The sequence below is a fragment of the Streptomyces hokutonensis genome, assembly GCF_042751305.1.
Lineage (GTDB): Bacteria > Actinomycetota > Actinomycetes > Streptomycetales > Streptomycetaceae > Streptomyces > Streptomyces hokutonensis_A.
This window is the reverse complement of sequence record NZ_JBHYWD010000001.1, coordinates 383,163-399,054: the sequence shown is the minus strand read 5'-3', so window position 1 is coordinate 399,054 and position 15,892 is coordinate 383,163. Positions and strand designations below refer to the sequence as shown.

At 70.2% G+C, this 15,892-nt stretch carries 17 protein-coding genes; 6 read left to right on the top strand and 11 right to left on the bottom strand.

Annotated features, from left to right (window positions below):
• Positions 1-118 precede the first annotated feature (118 nt).
• A complete protein-coding gene (locus ACFXC1_RS01815; protein WP_381237358.1) occupies positions 119-1,003 on the bottom strand; it encodes a sulfurtransferase in 885 nt (294 codons plus the stop codon).
• A gap of 383 nt (positions 1,004-1,386) precedes the next feature.
• Here ACFXC1_RS01815 and ACFXC1_RS01810 point away from each other — a divergent pair, with 383 nt between their 5' ends.
• The 5 genes from ACFXC1_RS01810 (at position 1,387) to ACFXC1_RS01790 (ending at position 6,078) form a co-directional block, all read left to right on the top strand.
• Complete coding sequence (locus tag ACFXC1_RS01810) at positions 1,387-2,307, top strand: ABC transporter substrate-binding protein (protein WP_381237356.1); 921 nt, start codon at positions 1,387-1,389, stop codon at positions 2,305-2,307.
• A 129-nt stretch (positions 2,308-2,436) separates the two neighbouring features.
• Positions 2,437-3,465 carry an ABC transporter substrate-binding protein gene (locus tag ACFXC1_RS01805; RefSeq protein ID WP_381237353.1) on the top strand — a complete coding sequence of 343 codons (1,029 nt, stop codon included), beginning with the start codon at positions 2,437-2,439 and terminating at the stop codon, positions 3,463-3,465.
• Positions 3,462-4,235 carry an ABC transporter permease gene (locus ACFXC1_RS01800; RefSeq protein WP_381237351.1) on the top strand — a complete coding sequence of 258 codons (774 nt, stop codon included), beginning with the start codon at positions 3,462-3,464 and terminating at the stop codon, positions 4,233-4,235. Before ACFXC1_RS01805 ends, ACFXC1_RS01800 begins: the two co-directional genes overlap by 4 nt.
• The gene (locus ACFXC1_RS01795) at positions 4,232-4,993 is read left to right on the top strand and encodes an ABC transporter ATP-binding protein (protein WP_381237348.1); all 762 of its coding nucleotides are present in this window, start codon (positions 4,232-4,234) and stop codon (positions 4,991-4,993) included. Before ACFXC1_RS01800 ends, ACFXC1_RS01795 begins: the two co-directional genes overlap by 4 nt.
• Entirely contained in the window at positions 4,990-6,078 is a 1,089-nt protein-coding gene (locus ACFXC1_RS01790) for a phosphotransferase enzyme family protein (RefSeq protein WP_381237346.1), read from the top strand. Before ACFXC1_RS01795 ends, ACFXC1_RS01790 begins: the two co-directional genes overlap by 4 nt.
• Here the strand turns inward: ACFXC1_RS01790 and ACFXC1_RS01785 are convergent.
• Entirely contained in the window at positions 6,050-6,502 is a 453-nt protein-coding gene (locus ACFXC1_RS01785; protein WP_381239386.1) for a GNAT family N-acetyltransferase, read from the bottom strand. The two genes, ACFXC1_RS01790 and ACFXC1_RS01785, sit on opposite strands and share 29 nt — an antisense overlap.
• A 49-nt stretch (positions 6,503-6,551) precedes the next feature.
• On the opposite strand from ACFXC1_RS01785, the gene ACFXC1_RS01780 reads away from it, so the two are divergent.
• Positions 6,552-6,926, top strand: coding sequence for a hypothetical protein (locus ACFXC1_RS01780; RefSeq protein ID WP_381237343.1), 375 nt, complete (start codon positions 6,552-6,554; stop codon positions 6,924-6,926).
• Here the strand turns inward: ACFXC1_RS01780 and ACFXC1_RS01775 are convergent.
• The 9 genes from ACFXC1_RS01775 to ACFXC1_RS01735 form a co-directional block, all read right to left on the bottom strand.
• Positions 6,905-8,041, bottom strand: coding sequence for an LLM class flavin-dependent oxidoreductase (locus tag ACFXC1_RS01775; RefSeq protein WP_381237341.1), 1,137 nt, complete (start codon positions 8,039-8,041; stop codon positions 6,905-6,907). The genes ACFXC1_RS01780 and ACFXC1_RS01775 overlap by 22 nt on opposite strands.
• Positions 8,034-9,125, bottom strand: coding sequence for an LLM class flavin-dependent oxidoreductase (locus ACFXC1_RS01770; protein WP_381237339.1), 1,092 nt, complete (start codon positions 9,123-9,125; stop codon positions 8,034-8,036). The genes ACFXC1_RS01775 and ACFXC1_RS01770 overlap by 8 nt, the downstream gene beginning before the upstream one ends.
• Positions 9,122-10,495 (bottom strand): NtaA/DmoA family FMN-dependent monooxygenase, encoded by a 1,374-nt coding sequence (locus tag ACFXC1_RS01765; protein ID WP_381237336.1) that lies wholly within the window; start codon positions 10,493-10,495, stop codon positions 9,122-9,124. Before ACFXC1_RS01765 ends, ACFXC1_RS01770 begins: the two co-directional genes overlap by 4 nt.
• A gap of 19 nt (positions 10,496-10,514) precedes the next feature.
• Positions 10,515-11,732, bottom strand: coding sequence for an LLM class flavin-dependent oxidoreductase (locus ACFXC1_RS01760; protein ID WP_381237333.1), 1,218 nt, complete (start codon positions 11,730-11,732; stop codon positions 10,515-10,517).
• A gap of 76 nt (positions 11,733-11,808) precedes the next feature.
• Positions 11,809-11,898 carry a putative leader peptide gene (locus tag ACFXC1_RS01755; protein WP_353963778.1) on the bottom strand — a complete coding sequence of 30 codons (90 nt, stop codon included), beginning with the start codon at positions 11,896-11,898 and terminating at the stop codon, positions 11,809-11,811.
• Between the two features lie 47 nt (positions 11,899-11,945).
• The gene (locus tag ACFXC1_RS01750; protein ID WP_381237331.1) at positions 11,946-12,683 is read right to left on the bottom strand and encodes a GNAT family N-acetyltransferase; all 738 of its coding nucleotides are present in this window, start codon (positions 12,681-12,683) and stop codon (positions 11,946-11,948) included.
• Between the two features lie 80 nt (positions 12,684-12,763).
• Complete coding sequence (locus ACFXC1_RS01745) at positions 12,764-13,792, bottom strand: ABC transporter substrate-binding protein (RefSeq protein ID WP_381237329.1); 1,029 nt, start codon at positions 13,790-13,792, stop codon at positions 12,764-12,766.
• A gap of 51 nt (positions 13,793-13,843) precedes the next feature.
• A complete protein-coding gene (locus ACFXC1_RS01740; RefSeq protein ID WP_381237327.1) occupies positions 13,844-14,641 on the bottom strand; it encodes an amino acid ABC transporter ATP-binding protein in 798 nt (265 codons plus the stop codon).
• Positions 14,638-15,618 (bottom strand): amino acid ABC transporter permease, encoded by a 981-nt coding sequence (locus ACFXC1_RS01735; protein ID WP_381237324.1) that lies wholly within the window; start codon positions 15,616-15,618, stop codon positions 14,638-14,640. The genes ACFXC1_RS01740 and ACFXC1_RS01735 overlap by 4 nt, the downstream gene beginning before the upstream one ends.
• Positions 15,619-15,892 lie beyond the last annotated feature (274 nt).

The window sequence follows — 15,892 nt, the reverse complement described above, 5'->3', positions numbered from 1 at the left end:
TCGCTATTTTTTTAAACCTCCCCCGGCTCCCCCCCGCCCGCGGCGCGGGGGGGGGCGCCCGCGCGGCCGCCCCCCCCCCGGGGGGGGGGCGCGCCCCCCCCCCCCCACGCCACCGCGTTCAGCCGCCCAACTCCAGTGGCCGGGCAGGGTCCTTGGACCACTCCTCAAGCGAACCGTCGTACACGGACACGTCCGTACGGCCGAGCAGGGTGAGCGCGAGTGCGGCGCCCGCGGCCGAGATTCCGCCGCCGCAGTACAGGACGACCGGAGAGTCGTCGGTGTCGAGGACGGCTCCGATCCTGGCGGTGAGTTCGGGCTCGGGCAGTATCCGTCCGGTGCCGTCCAGCAGGCCGCGTCCCGGGAGGCTGCGGCTGCCGGGGATGTGTCCGCGGCGGCTGTAGCGGGTGGGCGCGGAGCCGTCGTAGCCGCCCGGGGGCAGCGCGCAGACCAGGGTGCCGGGGCGTTCGCCGCGGCTGATGGCGGCCACGTCCTCGATCCCGGACCACAGATCCGGTCGTACGACGGGTGTCACGGGACGGACGACCGGAGCCGGGCCGGTGTCGTCGCCGGAGACGAGCGGACGCCCGGCCGCCTCCCACGCTTCGAGACCGCCGTCCAGCACCGCCGCCGGTACGCCGATCGCCCGGAGCATCCACCACAGACGGGCCGCCCAGATACCGCCGCCGCTGTCGTACGTGACGACGTCGACACCCTCCCCCACGCCCAGCCGGGCCAGCACGGCGACGAGCATGCCGGGGGACGGCACGGCGAAGTGGTACGGCGCGTCATGGTCGGAGAGATCGCCGGTCAGGTCGGCGTGTCGTGATCCGGGCAGGTGCCGCTCGGCCCAGGTCCCGTGCCCGCTCGCGGAGCGGTAGTCGCCGTCCTCACGGGGTGAGGGCAGCAGCGCGGTGGCGTCGAGGACGACCAGCCGGGGGTTGTCGAGGTGCGCGGCGAGCCAGGTGTCGTCGACCAGGGGGCCGGGCAGCAGCGAGGTGGTCATGGCGGCCGATCGTACGCCCGCGAGCTGGGCGTCTCACCCATCGGGCATGGGGGTCCCATATTTCGGACGGAGCTTGCACAGGATCCGGGTGGTGCGGTTATCGTTCGGCCATCTACGCGGGAGCCCCTACCCGGTTGGGCTGAGAGGGCGTCTGGGACCGGCTCGTCGAGAGTCCGGCCCCCATGGGGACGCCGACCGCACCACTCGCGCCTCAGCGCCCGCGTAGGAGTTCACGTGTCTTCAGCAGTCGAGCCCCAGCACCCGGTGGTCAACTCCCCGGCGCGCCGCTCCTGTTGTTGTCGCCTGCACTGATCCACCGCCTTCGCGCACCCCTCCCCTCCCTTCAGGCGCCGTCACGCCTGCGCACGTTTCGGAGTACCCCCATGCCGCACATACGGGTCATGCTGGACTATTTCCACCCGTGGCCGAATTCCGCCGGTCTGTACGTCGCCCGCGCCCGTCGCTGGTACGCCGAGGCCGGGCTGGATGTCGAGCTGGTGGTCCAGGATCCGGGACGCGGGGACACCCTCGAATACCTGGCGCGCGGCGAGGTGGACTTCGGGATCTTCCCGCCGAACCGGCTGCTGGCCCGGCGCGCGGAGCGCGGCCAGCCGCTGATCGCCGTGTCCGCGATCAACCACCGGGGCCTGGAGGCCATCCAGACCACCACCTCGACCGGCATCACCCGCCCCCGCGACCTCGCCGGCCGCCGGATCGCCTACAACCCGACCCCGCGCGGCCGGGCCATGGTCCGCCACCTGGTGGCGGCGGACGGCGGCGATCCGGACGCCGTGATCGGGATCGACGCCGGTGCGCGCGAACTGACCGTGGACGACATCGCGGCGGGCGAGGCAGACGCGACCTTCGGCAACTACTGGTCCTGGGACGCGCTGCGCGGCGACCTGCCCGAGGAGCAGCGGCTGACCTGGCCGGTCGACGAGATCGGCGCCCCGCGCTACCACAGCTATCTGCTCGGCACGAACGAGACGCTGCTCGCCGAACACCCCTCCCTGGTACGGGACTTCCTGGCCGTCACGGCCCGCGGCTACGCGGCGGCGGCCCAAGAGCCGGACGCCACGCTGGAGTTGCTGGAGCACGTCATCCCGTACTTCCCGCGCCCGCTGATCGCCCGCTCCCTGGCCCTGATCGCGCCCACCTGGACGGACACGGACGGCCGTTGGGGCGTGATCGACGAGGGCCGGATGGGTCCGTACGCGCACTGGCTCGCCGAGAACGGCGCGATCCCGGACGACCGGGACTGGGCGAAGTCCTTCACCAACGGCCTGCTGGACGTGGCCACATGAGAGCCCTGGCCTGCCAGGCTCGGTCGCTCACCCGGCGCCTCGCCGTCGACTTCATGCGGGTGGGCAGCGCGCTGTGTCGGCCCTGACCGGACCGACCCGCCAGCCCTCCCACCCCTCGAAGGACCCGACATGCATCGCCGTACCGCCCTGTCCGCCATAGCCGCGACCGCCCTCCTCGCCGTCACCGGCTGCTCCGCCGACTCCACGGCCGCCGCCAAGGACGGCACCACGACCGTCACCCTCGCGCTCGACTGGACGCCCAACACCAACCACACCGGCATCTACGTCGCCCAGGCCAATGGCTGGTTCAAGGCCGCCGGGATCAACCTGAAGATCGTGCCGTACGGCTCGACCGCGCCCGAGACCCTGATCGCCAACCACAAGGCGGACTTCGGGATCTCCTACCAGGAGGGCATCACCACCGCGCGGGCGGCCGGCCAGGACATCACCTCCGTCTACGCGGTCACGCAGAAGACGGACGTGACGATCGCCGTGCGCGCCGACCGGAGCGACATCGCCTCGCCGAAGGACCTGGACGCCAAGACGTACGCCGGGTTCGGCGCGCCGTACGAGAAGCCGCTGCTGGAGAAGGTGATCCAAAGTGCGGGCGGCAAGGGCGACTTCAAGCAGGTCACCCTCAACACCTCGGCGTACCAGGCGCTTTACGCGGGCAAGGCGGACTTCGCGATGCCGATGCCGACCTGGGAGGGCCTGGAGGCGGAGCTGAACGGCAAGCCGCTCAAGAACTTCCAGCTCTCCGACTACGGCTTCCCGGCCATCTACTCGACCCTCGTCGCGTCCTCGGACCAGTTCCTGAAGAAGAATCCCGAGCTCGCGAAGAAGTTCCTGGCGGCCGTCGACAAGGGCTACCGCTACGCCGCAGAACACCCCTCCCAGGCAGCCGACTTGCTCATCTCCGCGAACAAGAGCGTCCTCACCAACACCAAGCTGGTGCAGGAGAGCGAGGCGCTGCTGGCCAAGGAGTACTACAAGGGCGCGGACGGTTCGATCGGCACGCAGAGCGCGGAGCGCTGGCAGGCCTTCGCGGACTTCGAGTACAAGGCGGGCCTGCTGGTCGACGCCAACGGCAAGAAGCTGACGAGCGCCCCCAAGGCATCGACGTTCTTCACCAACGCGTATCTCCCGGACGCCAAGTGAGGCCGCTGCTGCGGTCGTTGTGGCCGCCGCTCCTCGTCCTGACCGTGCTCCTCGGCGGCTGGCAGCTCTACGTCACCGCCGCCGGCGTCGATCCGACGACGCTCCCCTCCCCCGCCCGGGTGGTGGAGCAGGGCTGGCTGAACCGCCAGGACCTGTGGGACCAGACGCTGCCCACCCTCCAGGAGACGCTGCTCGGCTTCGCGCTGTCGTTCGCGGCGGCCTGGATGGTCGCCGTACTCCTCGACTTCTCCTCGGCGGCCCGCCGGGGTCTGTATCCGCTGCTGGTCGCCTCGCAGACCATCCCGATCGTGGCCGTGGCACCCCTGCTGATCATCTGGTTCGGCTTCGGGCTGCTGCCGAAGATGCTGGTGGTGACGCTGACGACGTTCTTCCCGCTCGCCGCGAACCTCGCGGCGGGCTTCGCGGCGACCGACCGCGAGGCGATGCGGCTGCTGCGCTCCCTGGGCGCGGGCCGCCGGCGGACGTTCCGGCTGGTCCGGGTGCCGAGCGCGATGCCGTACTTCTTCGCCGGGCTCCGCGTGAGCATCACCTATGCCGTCGTCGGCGCCGTCTTCGCCGAGTACGCGGGCGCGGAGGCGGGCCTCGGGATCTATATGCAGGCCCAGAAGAGCGCGTTCCGCACGGACTTGGTGTTCGCGGCGGTCGCGGTGACGGCCGCGCTGAGCATCGCCCTGTTCGGCGCGACCTATCTGCTGCAACGGCTGGTACTCCCGTGGGAACGGGCGCTGAGGGAGGACAGGTCGTCATGAGCAGTCTGCGTATCGAGGGCGTCGGTAAGTCCTTCGGCCCTCTGGAAGTCCTGCGGGATCTCGAACTCACCGTGGAGCAGGGCGAGTTCGCGGCCGTCATCGGCCCGAGCGGGAGCGGCAAGAGCACCTTGTTCAATCTCGTCTCCGGCCTCGACCGCCCCACCACCGGCCAGGTACTGGTGGAGGGCGAACCGGCCGGAGTGGAGTCCGGCAAGGTCGCCTACATGCCGCAGAAGGACCTCCTCTTCCCCTGGCGGACCGTCCTCGACAACACGGCACTCGGCCTGGAGGCGCGGGGAGTTGGGAAGAAGGAAGCCCGGCGCCGGGCCGACGCCCTGTTCGCGGACTTCGGCCTCGACGGCTTCCAGAAGGCGTACCCGTCCCAACTCAGCGGCGGTATGCGGCAACGCGCGGCCCTGCTGCGCACGGTCGTCCTGGAGCGACCGGTCCTCCTGCTCGACGAACCGTTCGGCGCGCTCGACTCCCTCACCCGCACGGAGATGCAGCTGTGGCTGGCCAGCATGTGGCAGCGCCACCGCTGGACGGTCGTCCTGGTCACCCACGACATCCGCGAGGCGGTCCTGCTCGCGGACACGGTCCACGTCCTGTCCCCGCGCCCGGCCACGATCGTCGACCACGTCGAGGTCCCGCTCGCCCGCCCGCGCGGTGCCGACGACTTCACCAACCCGGACTTCGCCGCGACCGAGCGCCGCGTCCTGGACGCCCTGCGCGGCACAACGGCGGTGAAGACAGCGTGAGTTCACACCTCGCCCACGGCCTGGGGACCGACCCGGTCGCCCCCGACTGGCCACCCCTGACGGACACCGAGGTGACCGACATCGTGGGCCCGGCCCGGGTGATCTGGCGCAGCCCACGCCCCCTGTCGGCGGCGGCCGTGGTGGAACGGGACGGCCGCCGCCTGTTCGTGAAACGCCACCACGCCTCCGTCCGCACACTGGAGGGCCTGACCGAGGAACACGCCTTCCTACGGCATCTACGGCGGCGCGGCGCACCCGTGGTCGAGGTCCTGGACGCGGCGACGCTCGGCGAGTGGACGTACGAGGTGCACTCGACCGGCACCGGCACGGACCTATACCGCGATGCCCTGTCCTGGTCCCCGTTCCACACCTCCGCCCACGCACGCGCGGCCGGCGAGGCGCTGGCCCGCCTGCACCTCGCGGCGGAGGGCTTCGACGCACCGCGCCGCCAAGTGCAGCCGCTGGTCGCGTCGTTCACGGTGTTCGCCTCGGCCGATCCGCAGACCGAACTGGAGCGCTATGTGGAGGAGCGCCCCCAACTGGCAAAGGGGCTGGCGAACTTCCCGTGGCGCGAGGACACCCGGCGGGTCCTGCTCCCGCTCCACGAGGAACTGGCCCCGCACCTCCAGGGGTTGGAACCCTTGTGGTCCCACAACGACTGGCACGCCTCCAACCTCCTCTGGAACGAGGACGGTTCGGTCGCCACAGCGCTGGACTTCGGCATGAGCGACCGCACGACGGCCGTGCACGACCTGGCCACCGCCATCGAACGCAACACGGTCCAGTGGCTCCAGCCCGGCTTCCCGGTCCGCGAGGAGGACGCCCTCGCGCTCCTGGACGGCTACCGGTCCGTACGCCCGCTCAGCCCGGCCGAGTCGAAGGCCCTCCCCGCGCTACTCCCCCTGGTCCACGCCGAGTTCGCGCTCTCCGAGCTGGGCTACTTCCACGGTGTGACGCGATCGGCGGAGAACACCCGGCTGGCGTACGAGTATTACGTGGGTCACGCGGAGTGGTTCGCGGGGGACGGTGGTCGCGGACTGCTGGACCTGTGCGGCGCTAGCGGGTCGGCCTCAGCTCGCGGGTGAAGACGACACGGGGTCGGCCCGGCCCGTCGTAGTCCTCGACCACACGCGCGTCGAAGCCGAGGGTGCGGTGGAAGGCGATCGAACCCTCGTTGGCGACCGAGGTGATGGCCTTGAGACGGACCGCTCCCTGCCGTCCGGCGGCCGCGATGAACGCGGTGTAGAGGCTGCGGCCGAGACCGGTGCCGCGTGCGTCGTCCCGGGTCGCGATCAAGTGCACGTATCCGGTGCGGTCGGGCGTGACGAACCCGAAGAGGTACCCGCGGATGCCGTCGTCGGCCCGGGCGACCAGACAGGTCGACCCGAACTCCTGCACCAGCGCGCTGAGATGGAGCGCGCGGAGGTCACGCTCGCCCCAGTAGCGTGCGTGGTCCTCCAGGACCTGGTGGAGGTCGGTGACATCGGCGGGTTCGATACGGACCGTCATGGCATCGATCATGGCAGGGAGCCGTTCGGAGTCGAGAAGGAGATGGGTCATGATCACGGGTTACGTTCTCGGCGAGAGCCTGCGCCCCGGTGCCGTGTTCGCGCCGCACGGGTTGCGTATCCGGAAGGTCGAGCGGGTCGACAACTCGGAGAGTGCGACGGCCGGGCAGCCCGACGCCTGGACCTTCGTCGAGTGGGAGACCGACGACGACAGTGCCGCAGGTCCGATCGCGGACGCGCTCGCCGCCGCCCTGGAGCCGGCTCATGGCTGGTACGCCGACTTCACGGTCGGCGACGAGCGGGTGGTCGTGTTCGCGGGGAAGATCTTCCGCTATCGGCGCGGCGATGTCGCGGGCCGTGCCGAAGCGGTTGTGTACGGGCGTTCCGTGGGGACCCCGGAGCATCAGCTCGACTGGGAGGAGTGACCCCGGCGGCGCCATTCCTCTGCGAGGAGTTCGTACGAGCGCACCCGGTCGGTGTGGTCGTGGGTGATGGTCGTGATGAGCAACTCGTCGGCGCCGACGGCCTCTTGGAGTTGCTCCAGTTGGTCGGCGACCCGGGCGGGTGAGCCGACGAACTGGGTGTCTATGCGGTCCTGGACCAGTTCGCGGTCCTCGTCGGTCCAGATGTGGGCGCGGGCCTCGTCAGGGGTCGGGAACTTGATGGCGCCCTCCGCCGTGCGGATGGAGCGCACCCACAGGCCGTAGCCGGTGGCGAGTTCGCGGGCCGTCTCGTCGTCCTCGGCGACGACGACGTCGGCGGAGACGCTGACGTACGGCTTGTCGAGGACGTCGGAGGGCTGGAAAGCGGCGCGGTAACCATCGGCCGCCTCAAGGACGCTGGCGGGACTGACGTGGTAATTCGCGGCGAAGCGGAGGCCGTTGCGGCCCGCGACCTCGGCGCTGGTGCCTCCGCTGCTGCCCAGGATCCACAGCTCCAGGTCGGCGCCCTCGCCCGGTACCACGTGGGCATCGACTCCCTCCGGGGAGCGGTAGGTGCCGGCCAGCAGCGCGAGAACGTCGTCGATCTGCTCGCCGTACTCCTGGGACTCGGCCTTGGGCAGCAGGAGCAGCTTGCGCTGCAGGGCGATCCTGGGTGAGCCGAGGAGGCGTTCGAAGGAGAAGCGGGGAGGGATGCGCAGGCCGTTGGGGGCCCGGCCGTCGACGACCGGGGTGGCCGAGGGCAGCGGAGGCGACGGCCGGCCGCCCGAGCGGCCCAGGCCGAGGTCGAAGCGGCCGGGGTGCAGCGCGTCGAGCAGGCCGAACTCCTCGACCGTGGACAGCGCGGTGCGGTGGCCGAGTTGTACGGCGCCGGAGCCGAGCCGGATGGACGAGGTCGCCGAAGCCGTCAGCGCCAGGACCACCGCGGGCGATGTGCCCGCGACCCCGGGGTTGAGGTGGTGCTCGGCGAACCAGTACCGGGTGTACCCGAACTCCTCTGCTCTGCGTGCGAGTTCGATGGAGTTGCGCAGGGCCTCGGGCGCGGTGGAGCCGGAGGAGAGCGGGACCAGGTCGAGGACGCCGAGAGGGATGTCAGGCATGCGCCGGCTCCTCGGTGGTGGACGCCTCCGGCAGTACCGGGCCCCAGACGAACGGCGGGTCCGGGATGTCCTCGCGCAGCACGGGAGCCACCGCAGACCCGAACAGCTCCAGCGAGTCACGGTGCTGACGATCCGTCAAGCCGGCCGCGTCCGCGTGCAGATGGAGCACGGTGTGCCCGAACTGCTCGTGGTAGCGGTGCACCTTGTCGATGACCTGCTGGGGGCTGCCGATCAGCGCGGAGCTGCGCTCGACGAAGTCCTCCAGGGTCTCGAAGACGATGGGCAGTCCCACCTGCTTCTGGAAGGCGAGGTTGCTCTCGAAGATGGGCCGGTAGACGGCCAGCGCCTCCTGTGTCGTGGGAGCGACGTAGAGGCCGGCCGTGCCCGCGCCCACCGCGATGTCCGCCGGGTCGTGGCCGTAGTGCTCCCAGCGGTCCCGGTAGTAGCGGATCAACTCGGCATACGGCTCTATGGGGTTGGTGACGTTCGCGGAGAACAGCGGGTCGCCGTAGCGGGCCGCCAGGTCGACGCTCTCCTTGCTGGTGGCGCTGCCGTGCCAGACCCGGATCGGCCGCTGGTAGGGCCGCGGCCACACCTCCGCGTCCTTCAGCTCCGGGCGGAACCGGGTCTTCGCCGTCACCTTGTCCTGCCGCCAGAGCTGCCGGAACACCTCGTAGCTCTCGGCGTTGCGCTCCCACTGGTCCTCGGGCGTGACATGGAACAGCTCGCGCTGGGCCGTGCCGTTGCCCTTGCCGATGATCAGGTCCAGGCGTCCGCCGGAGAGATGGTCGAGCGTCGCGTAGTCCTCGTAGGCCCGGACCGGGTCGAGGAGGCTCAGTGTGGTGACCGCCGTGAAGAGGCGGATGCGGCGGGTTAGCGCGGCGATGTGGCTGAGGACGACGGTCGGTGAGGAGGAGATGAAGGGACGCTCGTGGCGCTCCCCCACACCGAAGCCGTCGAGGCCCAACTCCTCGGCCAGTACGGCGTTTTCGAGGACCTCGCGGAAACGCTCGTGGGTCGACTTCTGGATGCCCGTGACCGGGTCGGGGCGGTGGACGATGAGCGTGATCGCGAGGAACTTCACGACGCCGCCCGTTCCTCGCGCACGTCGTCGGGGTGGGCCAGGCCGAGGTGGTCGCGGAGGGTCGGGCCCTCGTACTCGGTGCGGAAGACACCCTGTTCCTGGAGCAGCGGGACCACCTTGTCGGCGAAGGGGTCGAGGCCGCTCGGGGTGATGTGCGGGACGAGGATGAAGCCGTCGCTGGCGTCGGCCTGCACGAAGTCGTTGATGGTCTTGGCGACCGTGGACGGCGAGCCGATGAAGGACTGCCGGTTGCCGGTCTCGATGACCAGGTCGCGGATGGACCAGCCGTTCGCGGCGGCCCGCTCGCGCCACTCGCGGGCGGTCGCCAACGGGTCCCGGTACATGCGTACTTGGGCGCGGCCCTTGGAGATGTGGTTGTCGCTGACGTCCGGGTCGATGTCGGGCAGCGGGCCGTCCGGGTCATAGGAGGAGAGGTCCCGGTTCCAGACGAACTCCAGGTGCTTGATGGCCGTAGCACCGCTGACCTGCTGGCGGCGGACCTCCTTGGCCAGGTCCTCGGCCTCGGCGTCGGTGTCGCCGAGTACGAAGGTCGCGGCCGGGAGGATCAGCAACTGGTCGGACCTGCGGCCGTACTTGGCGAGGCGGCCCTTGACGTCGGTGTAGAAGGCCTGGCCCTCGTTGAGGGTGCTGTACCGGCTGAAGATGGCGTCGGCGCTGGAGGCGGCGAACTCGCGGCCCTCGTCGGAGTCGCCCGCCTGGAAGATGACCGGGCGGCCCTGCGGGGAGCGCGGGACGTTGAACTGGCCGTGGATGTCGAAGTGTTGGCCCTGGTGGACGAAGGCTCCGGCCTTGGCGTCGCTCAGGAAGGTGCCGGTGGCCTGGTCGGCGAGGATCTCGTCGCCGTGCCAGGAGTCGAAGAGTTCGTTGGTGGTGGCGAGGAACTCCTTGGCCCGGGAGTAGCGCTCGTCCTGCGGCAGGAAGCCGCCGCGGCGGAAGTTCTCGCCGGTGAACGCGTCCCAGGAGGTGACCACGTTCCAGGCGGCGCGGCCGTCGGAGAGGTGGTCGAGGCTGGCGAACTGGCGGGCCACCTCGTAGGGCTCGTTGAAGGTGGAGTTGATGGTGCCGGTCAGGCCGAGGTGTTCGGTGACGGCGGCGAGCGCGGCGAGGATCGTGAAGGTGTCGGGGCGGCCGACCACGTCCAAGTCGTAGATCTTGCCGCCCTGTTCACGCAGCCGCAGGCCCTCCGCGAGGAACAGGAAGTCGAACTTGGCGCGCTCGGCGGTCTTCGCGAAGTGCGCGAAGGAGCTGAACTCGATGTGGCTGCCGGCCGCCGGGTCGCTCCACACGGTGGTGTTGTTGACACCGGGGAAGTGGGCGGCCAGGTGGATCTGCTTCAGGGGCTTGCTCATGTCGTACGGTCCCTCCGGCTCAGGCGTTCGCGGCAGCGGCGTAGCGGTTGGCGGGGCGGGCGAGCCCCAGCAGGCCGCGCAGGGTGTCGGCCTCGTAGGCGCGGCGGAAGGCGTTCCGGCGCTGGAGTTCGGGGACCAGCCCCTGGGTGATCGCCGGCAGGTCGTGTCCGGCGACGGCGGGCCGCAGCCGGAAGCCGGTGAGTCCCGTCGACTGCAACTCCTGGAGGAGGTCGGCGAGTTGGGCGGGCGTGCCGGCGAAGATGCGGGCGTCGCTGGTGTACGGCTCTCCCGCGAGGGTGTCGAGGCGCTCGCGGCGGGCGATCGCCGTGGCCTCGTCGTCGTCGAGGAAGACGACCAGGTCGCCGAAGATGTGCAGGGGCTCGTCGGCGCGTCCGGCGGCCTGCTGTTCGGCGCGGATCTCCGCGACGATCGCCCGGGCGTCGTCGGAGTCGTGCGGGGTGACGTAGCCGATGTCGGTGGCGCGGGCCACCAGCCGGTACGGGACGGTCTGGTGGGCCAGGCAGCTGACGATCGGCTGGCCCTGCGGCGGCCGGGGCGTGATGGAGGGGCCCTTGACGCTGAAGTGCCGGCCCTCGAAGTCGATGTAGTGCAGCTTGTCGCGGTCGACGAAGCGGCCGGTGGCGATGTCCCTGATCTCGGCGTCGTCCTCCCAGCTGTCCCAGAGGCGGCGCACGACCTCGATGTAGTCGGCGGCCTCGTCGAAGTGCTCGGCGAGCCGCTCCTGTCCGGCCGGGGTGCGCAGGCTTTCCAAGCTGATCGGCTCGAAGGTGCGGCGCCCGAAGTGGTCGGCCTCGTGCGGCCGGGCGGAGAGCTGCACCCGCAGACCCGCGCGGCCGGTGCTGACGTAGTCGAGGGTGGCGATCGCCTTGGATATGTGGAAGGGCTCCGTGTGTGTGGAGACCACCGTCGGGATCAGACCTATGTGGCTGGTGAGCGGTGCGATGCGGGCCGCGATCAGTACGGCGTCGAGGCGTCCGCGGACCTGGTCGGTGCGGCCGTCCAGCTCGCCGTAGTGCGAGGACTGGAGGCCGAGGCCGTCCTCGAAGGTCACGAAGTCGAGGAGGCCGCGCTCGGCCTCGGCGACCTGGTCGGCCCAGTAGGCGGCGGTGAAGAGGTCGCGGGGCCGGGCCACCGGCTCGCGCCAGGAGGCGGGGTGCCAGCCGGTGCCGTCGAGGGCGACGGCGAGATGCAGAGGAGAAGGTGAGGTCGATGACACGAGTGGTGCCTTCCTGGAGGTCCGTACGAGATCGCCGGCCCTTGGGAGCGGGCGCACGGCGGCTGGAGCAACGGGGTCAGGGGCGACAGAGCGCGCCGGCCACGCGCAGCAGGTCTATGTGCTGGCGGGTGGTGAGTCGCACGTGGAGGACAGCGGCGCCACACATGTGCTCCACCTCCACGGATTCCGGCTTCATCAGGGGCAACCGCACGGCTATGCCGTTTCTTCCGGATCGGCGGCGGAAGTCGGGCCGGTGAACCGTACGAGCGAGAAGACCGTACGGGCGCGCAGGGTGAAGCCGATCGACTCGTAGAGCCGGATGGCGTTGGTGTTGGTGGCCGCCGCGTGCAGGAAGGGGTGGTCGCCGCGTTCCTTGATGCCGGCGGCGACGGCGCGGACAAGGCGGGTGGCCAGGCCCCGGCCGCGGTGGTCGGGGTCGGTGCACACGGCGCTGATCTCGGTCCAGCCGGGCGGGTGGAGGCGTTCGCCGGCCAGGGCGACGAGTCTGCCTTCGTGGCGGATGCCGAGGTAGGTGCCCATCTCGACGGTGCGGGGCAGGTAGGGGCCGGGTTCGGTGCGGGCGACGAGGTCAAGGATCTCGGGCACGTCGTCGGGGCCGAGGAGGACGGCCTCGGGGTCGGGCTCGGCCCGCAGAGCGGTGTCCACGAGCTGGACGCCCTGTCCGGAACGGACGATCTCCCAGCCGTCCGGGGTCTGGCTCACTCCGCGCACCGCGGCGGTGCCGCCGGGGCCGATGAGCGTGGCCAGGTCGGCCCAGGCGCGCGGGTCGTCGTTGTCGGTGATGGCGTTGAAGCCGGCCACGTCGACGGGGTAGCGGGCGGCGCGGCCGACGCGTTCGGCGAGGTGGGCGTGCGGGCCGGTGAGCGCGGCCCAGGCCGGGTTGTCCAGGACGTGGGAGGTGGTCGTTTCGAGACTGGCGGTGGAAGACATCGGGTGACGGCTCCGGTACTGGTCGCACGGGGCGGGGACCCCGCCGGGGCGCGGCGGGGTCCCCTTGCCGAGAGGGTGGGTCAGGAGTCGGTCTTCGGCAGTCCGGGCGGGTTGATCTCGGACTTGGCGACGGCCTCGTTGGAGAGGTTCCAGGCGGCCAGCCACTTGGCGTACTGGCCGTTCTTGATCAGGTAGTTGATGGCGTCCGCGAGGGGCTTGGCGAGGCCGCTGTTCTTCTTCGCGGTGGCCGCGATCAGGCCCTGGAGGGTGGATCCGGCGCCGGAGTACGTGCCCGCGTTGCGGACCGCCTTGGCCGTGCCCTTGGTCGAGGAGACCTGGTAGGCGACCGAGGGGTTGGGGGCGAGGTAGGCGTCGATCTTGCCGGAGGCCAGCGCGAGGTAGGTGCTGTTGTTGTCCTGGAAGTACTTGACGGTGAGCGCCTTCTTGCCCTCGGCGGCCAGCTTCTTCTTCCACTCCAGGAGAATCCGCTCCTGATTGGTGCCGGCGCCCACGGCGACGGTCTTGCCGGCGAGGTTCTCGTAATTGCCGTCGAAGTTCCAGGAGTTGTCGGCCTTCACCGCGAAGCCGAGGTTGTCCTCGCGGTAGGAGGCGAACTCGTACTTCGCCTTGCGCTCCTCGGTGTCGGTGACGTTGGAGAAGGCGACGTCGACCTTGCCGCTGTCGAGGCCGATGAAGAGGTTCTCCCAAGTGGAGTTCTTCAGCTCCGGCTTGAGACCGAGGACGGCGGCGACCAGGCGGGCGATGTCGGTCTCGGAACCGGTGAGGGTCTTCTGGTCCGAGCCGACGTAGCCGAGCGGCGGGGAACCGGCGGGCAGGAAGCCGACCCCGACCTCCAGCTTGCCGCTCTTCGCTATCGCCTTGGGCAACTCGGCGCTGATCGACTTCACTTCGGCGACCTTGAGCGTCGCCTGCTTGGCGGCACCGAGGGAGAAGGCGCCCACGGTGACCGTGCCGGAGGCGGCACTGCCGGACGTGGTGGCCGCGTCACTGTCGCCGCCGCAGGCCGCGAGACCACCGGCGAGGGAAGCGAGGACGGTTCCCGCGGTGAGTCCGCGAGTGATTCTGCTGCGCAGGCTGGGCGTAGACATGGCTGTTCCTAGGCTCGGTGTTCGGGGCTGTTGAAGGTGAGAAGGTGAAGCTCAGAGGACCTTGCTGAGGAAGTCCCTGGTCCGTTCGTGCTGTGGCTTGTCGAGGACCTCGTGGGGCGGGCCCTGTTCGACGATCTTTCCGCCGTCGATGAAGACGACCCGGTCGGCGACCTCGCGGGCGAAGCCGATCTCGTGGGTGACGATGACGAGGGTGGTGCCGCTGGTCGCCAAGTCCTTGATGACGGACAGGACTTCACCGACGAGCTCGGGGTCGAGGGCGGAGGTCGGCTCGTCGAAGAGGATGACGCCGGGCCGCAGGGCGAGGGCTCGTGCGATGGCGACGCGCTGCTGCTGGCCGCCGGAGAGCTGCCTCGGGTAGGCGCCGGTCTTCTCGGCGAGACCGACGCGGCCGAGCAACTCCCTTGCCAGTTCCAGGGCTTCGGGCTTGCCGAGCCTGCGGGTGGCGACGGGCGCCGCGGCCACGTTGTCGAGCACGGTCAGGTGCGGGAAGAGGTTGAAGTTCTGGAAGACGAACCCGATCCTGCTGCGCTGCGCGAGGATGGCGCGCTCACTCAACTCCTTGAGCCGTCCGCCCTGTTGCTTCACCCCTATCAGTTCGCCGTTGACGCTGACGTAGCCGATCTCGGGCTTCTCCAGGTGGTTGATGACCCGCAGCAGCGTGGACTTGCCGGAACCGGAGGGGCCGAGGATCACGGTGACCTCGCCGGGCCGTACCGTCAGGTCGACGCCGTCCAGGACCCGGTGGGCGCCGTACCACTTGTGGACGTCGTGCACCTCTACGGCGGCGGGTGTGATGTCCGCCAGCGGTTCGACGGTGTTCGTGGTCATACGGCGGTCTCCCTGCGGATGCGGGCCCGCAGATCGGTGACACCGTTGCGGAGTTTCTGGATCGGGGTGGGCGGCAGGGAGCGGGTGGCGCCCCGGGCGTAGTGGCGCTCGACGTAGAACTGGATGACGGACACCACGCTGGTCAGGATCAGGTACCAGACGGTGACGACCAGGAGCAGCGGCACGATGTCGCCGGGGTAGGTGGAGCCCATCGTCTGCGCGGAGCCGAACAGGTCGAGCAGCGAGACGTAGAAGACCAGGGAGGTGCTCTTGATCAGGCCGATCAGCTGGTTGACATAGTTCGGGGTGATGGAGCGCAGCGCCTGCGGGAAGACGATTCTGCGGAACTGGTAGCCCTTGGGGAGACCGAGGGCGGAGGCCGCCTCGTGCTGGCCCTGGTCGACGGAGAGGATGCCGCCGCGGACCACTTCGGCCGCGTACGCCGCCTCGTTGAGGCTGAGTCCGACGACGGCGACGACCATGTCGGTGGCGAGCTTCGACTCGTCGAAGGAGAAGAAGGCGGGGCCGAACGGGACGCCGATGCTGAGCGTCTGGTAGAGGGCGCTGAAGTTGTAGAGGAAGATCAGCACCACGATGAGCGGGATCGAGCGCAGCGCCCACACATAGGTCCAGCTCGCGGCGCGCAGCACGGGGCTCTTCGACAGCCGGGCAAGGGCGAGCAGGATGCCGCCGAGGAGGCCCAACACGGCACTGAGCGCGGCCACTTCGAGGGTGATGACGAGTCCGTCGAGGATGGTCGGGCGCAGGAACCAGTAGCCGAAACGGTCCCACTGGTAGAAGGAGTTGGTGACCAGTCCGTGGACGAACTGGGCGATCAGCACCAGCACGACCAGCGTGACGATCCACCGCCCCGGGCGGCGCAGCGGCTGAACTCGCTGTGCCGTGAGGGGTTTTGACGGTGCGTCGGCCGAGGGGGCGTCGGCCAGGGACACGGTGGTGCCTGGGGGTTCACTCATGGTGGGCTCCGGCAGGTTCACAGACCCCGGTCCGTGGCGGTGGGCGCGCGACGGCTGGCGGCACGCGCGGTGCGCGGGACCGGGGGCGGGGAAGGGGGCAGGCACACCGACGGGATCGGGTGTGCGTCAGAGATGCGTCGGCCGACTGGTCGTCAGGCCCGACAGCGGGCGTGGCCCGACGCGGTACACAGTGCGCTGCTGACCCGGAGCAGATCGACAGCGCGGTCGGCGACGAACAGGTTGGCGTACGACCGTACGCAGCCCTGCGGGCGGC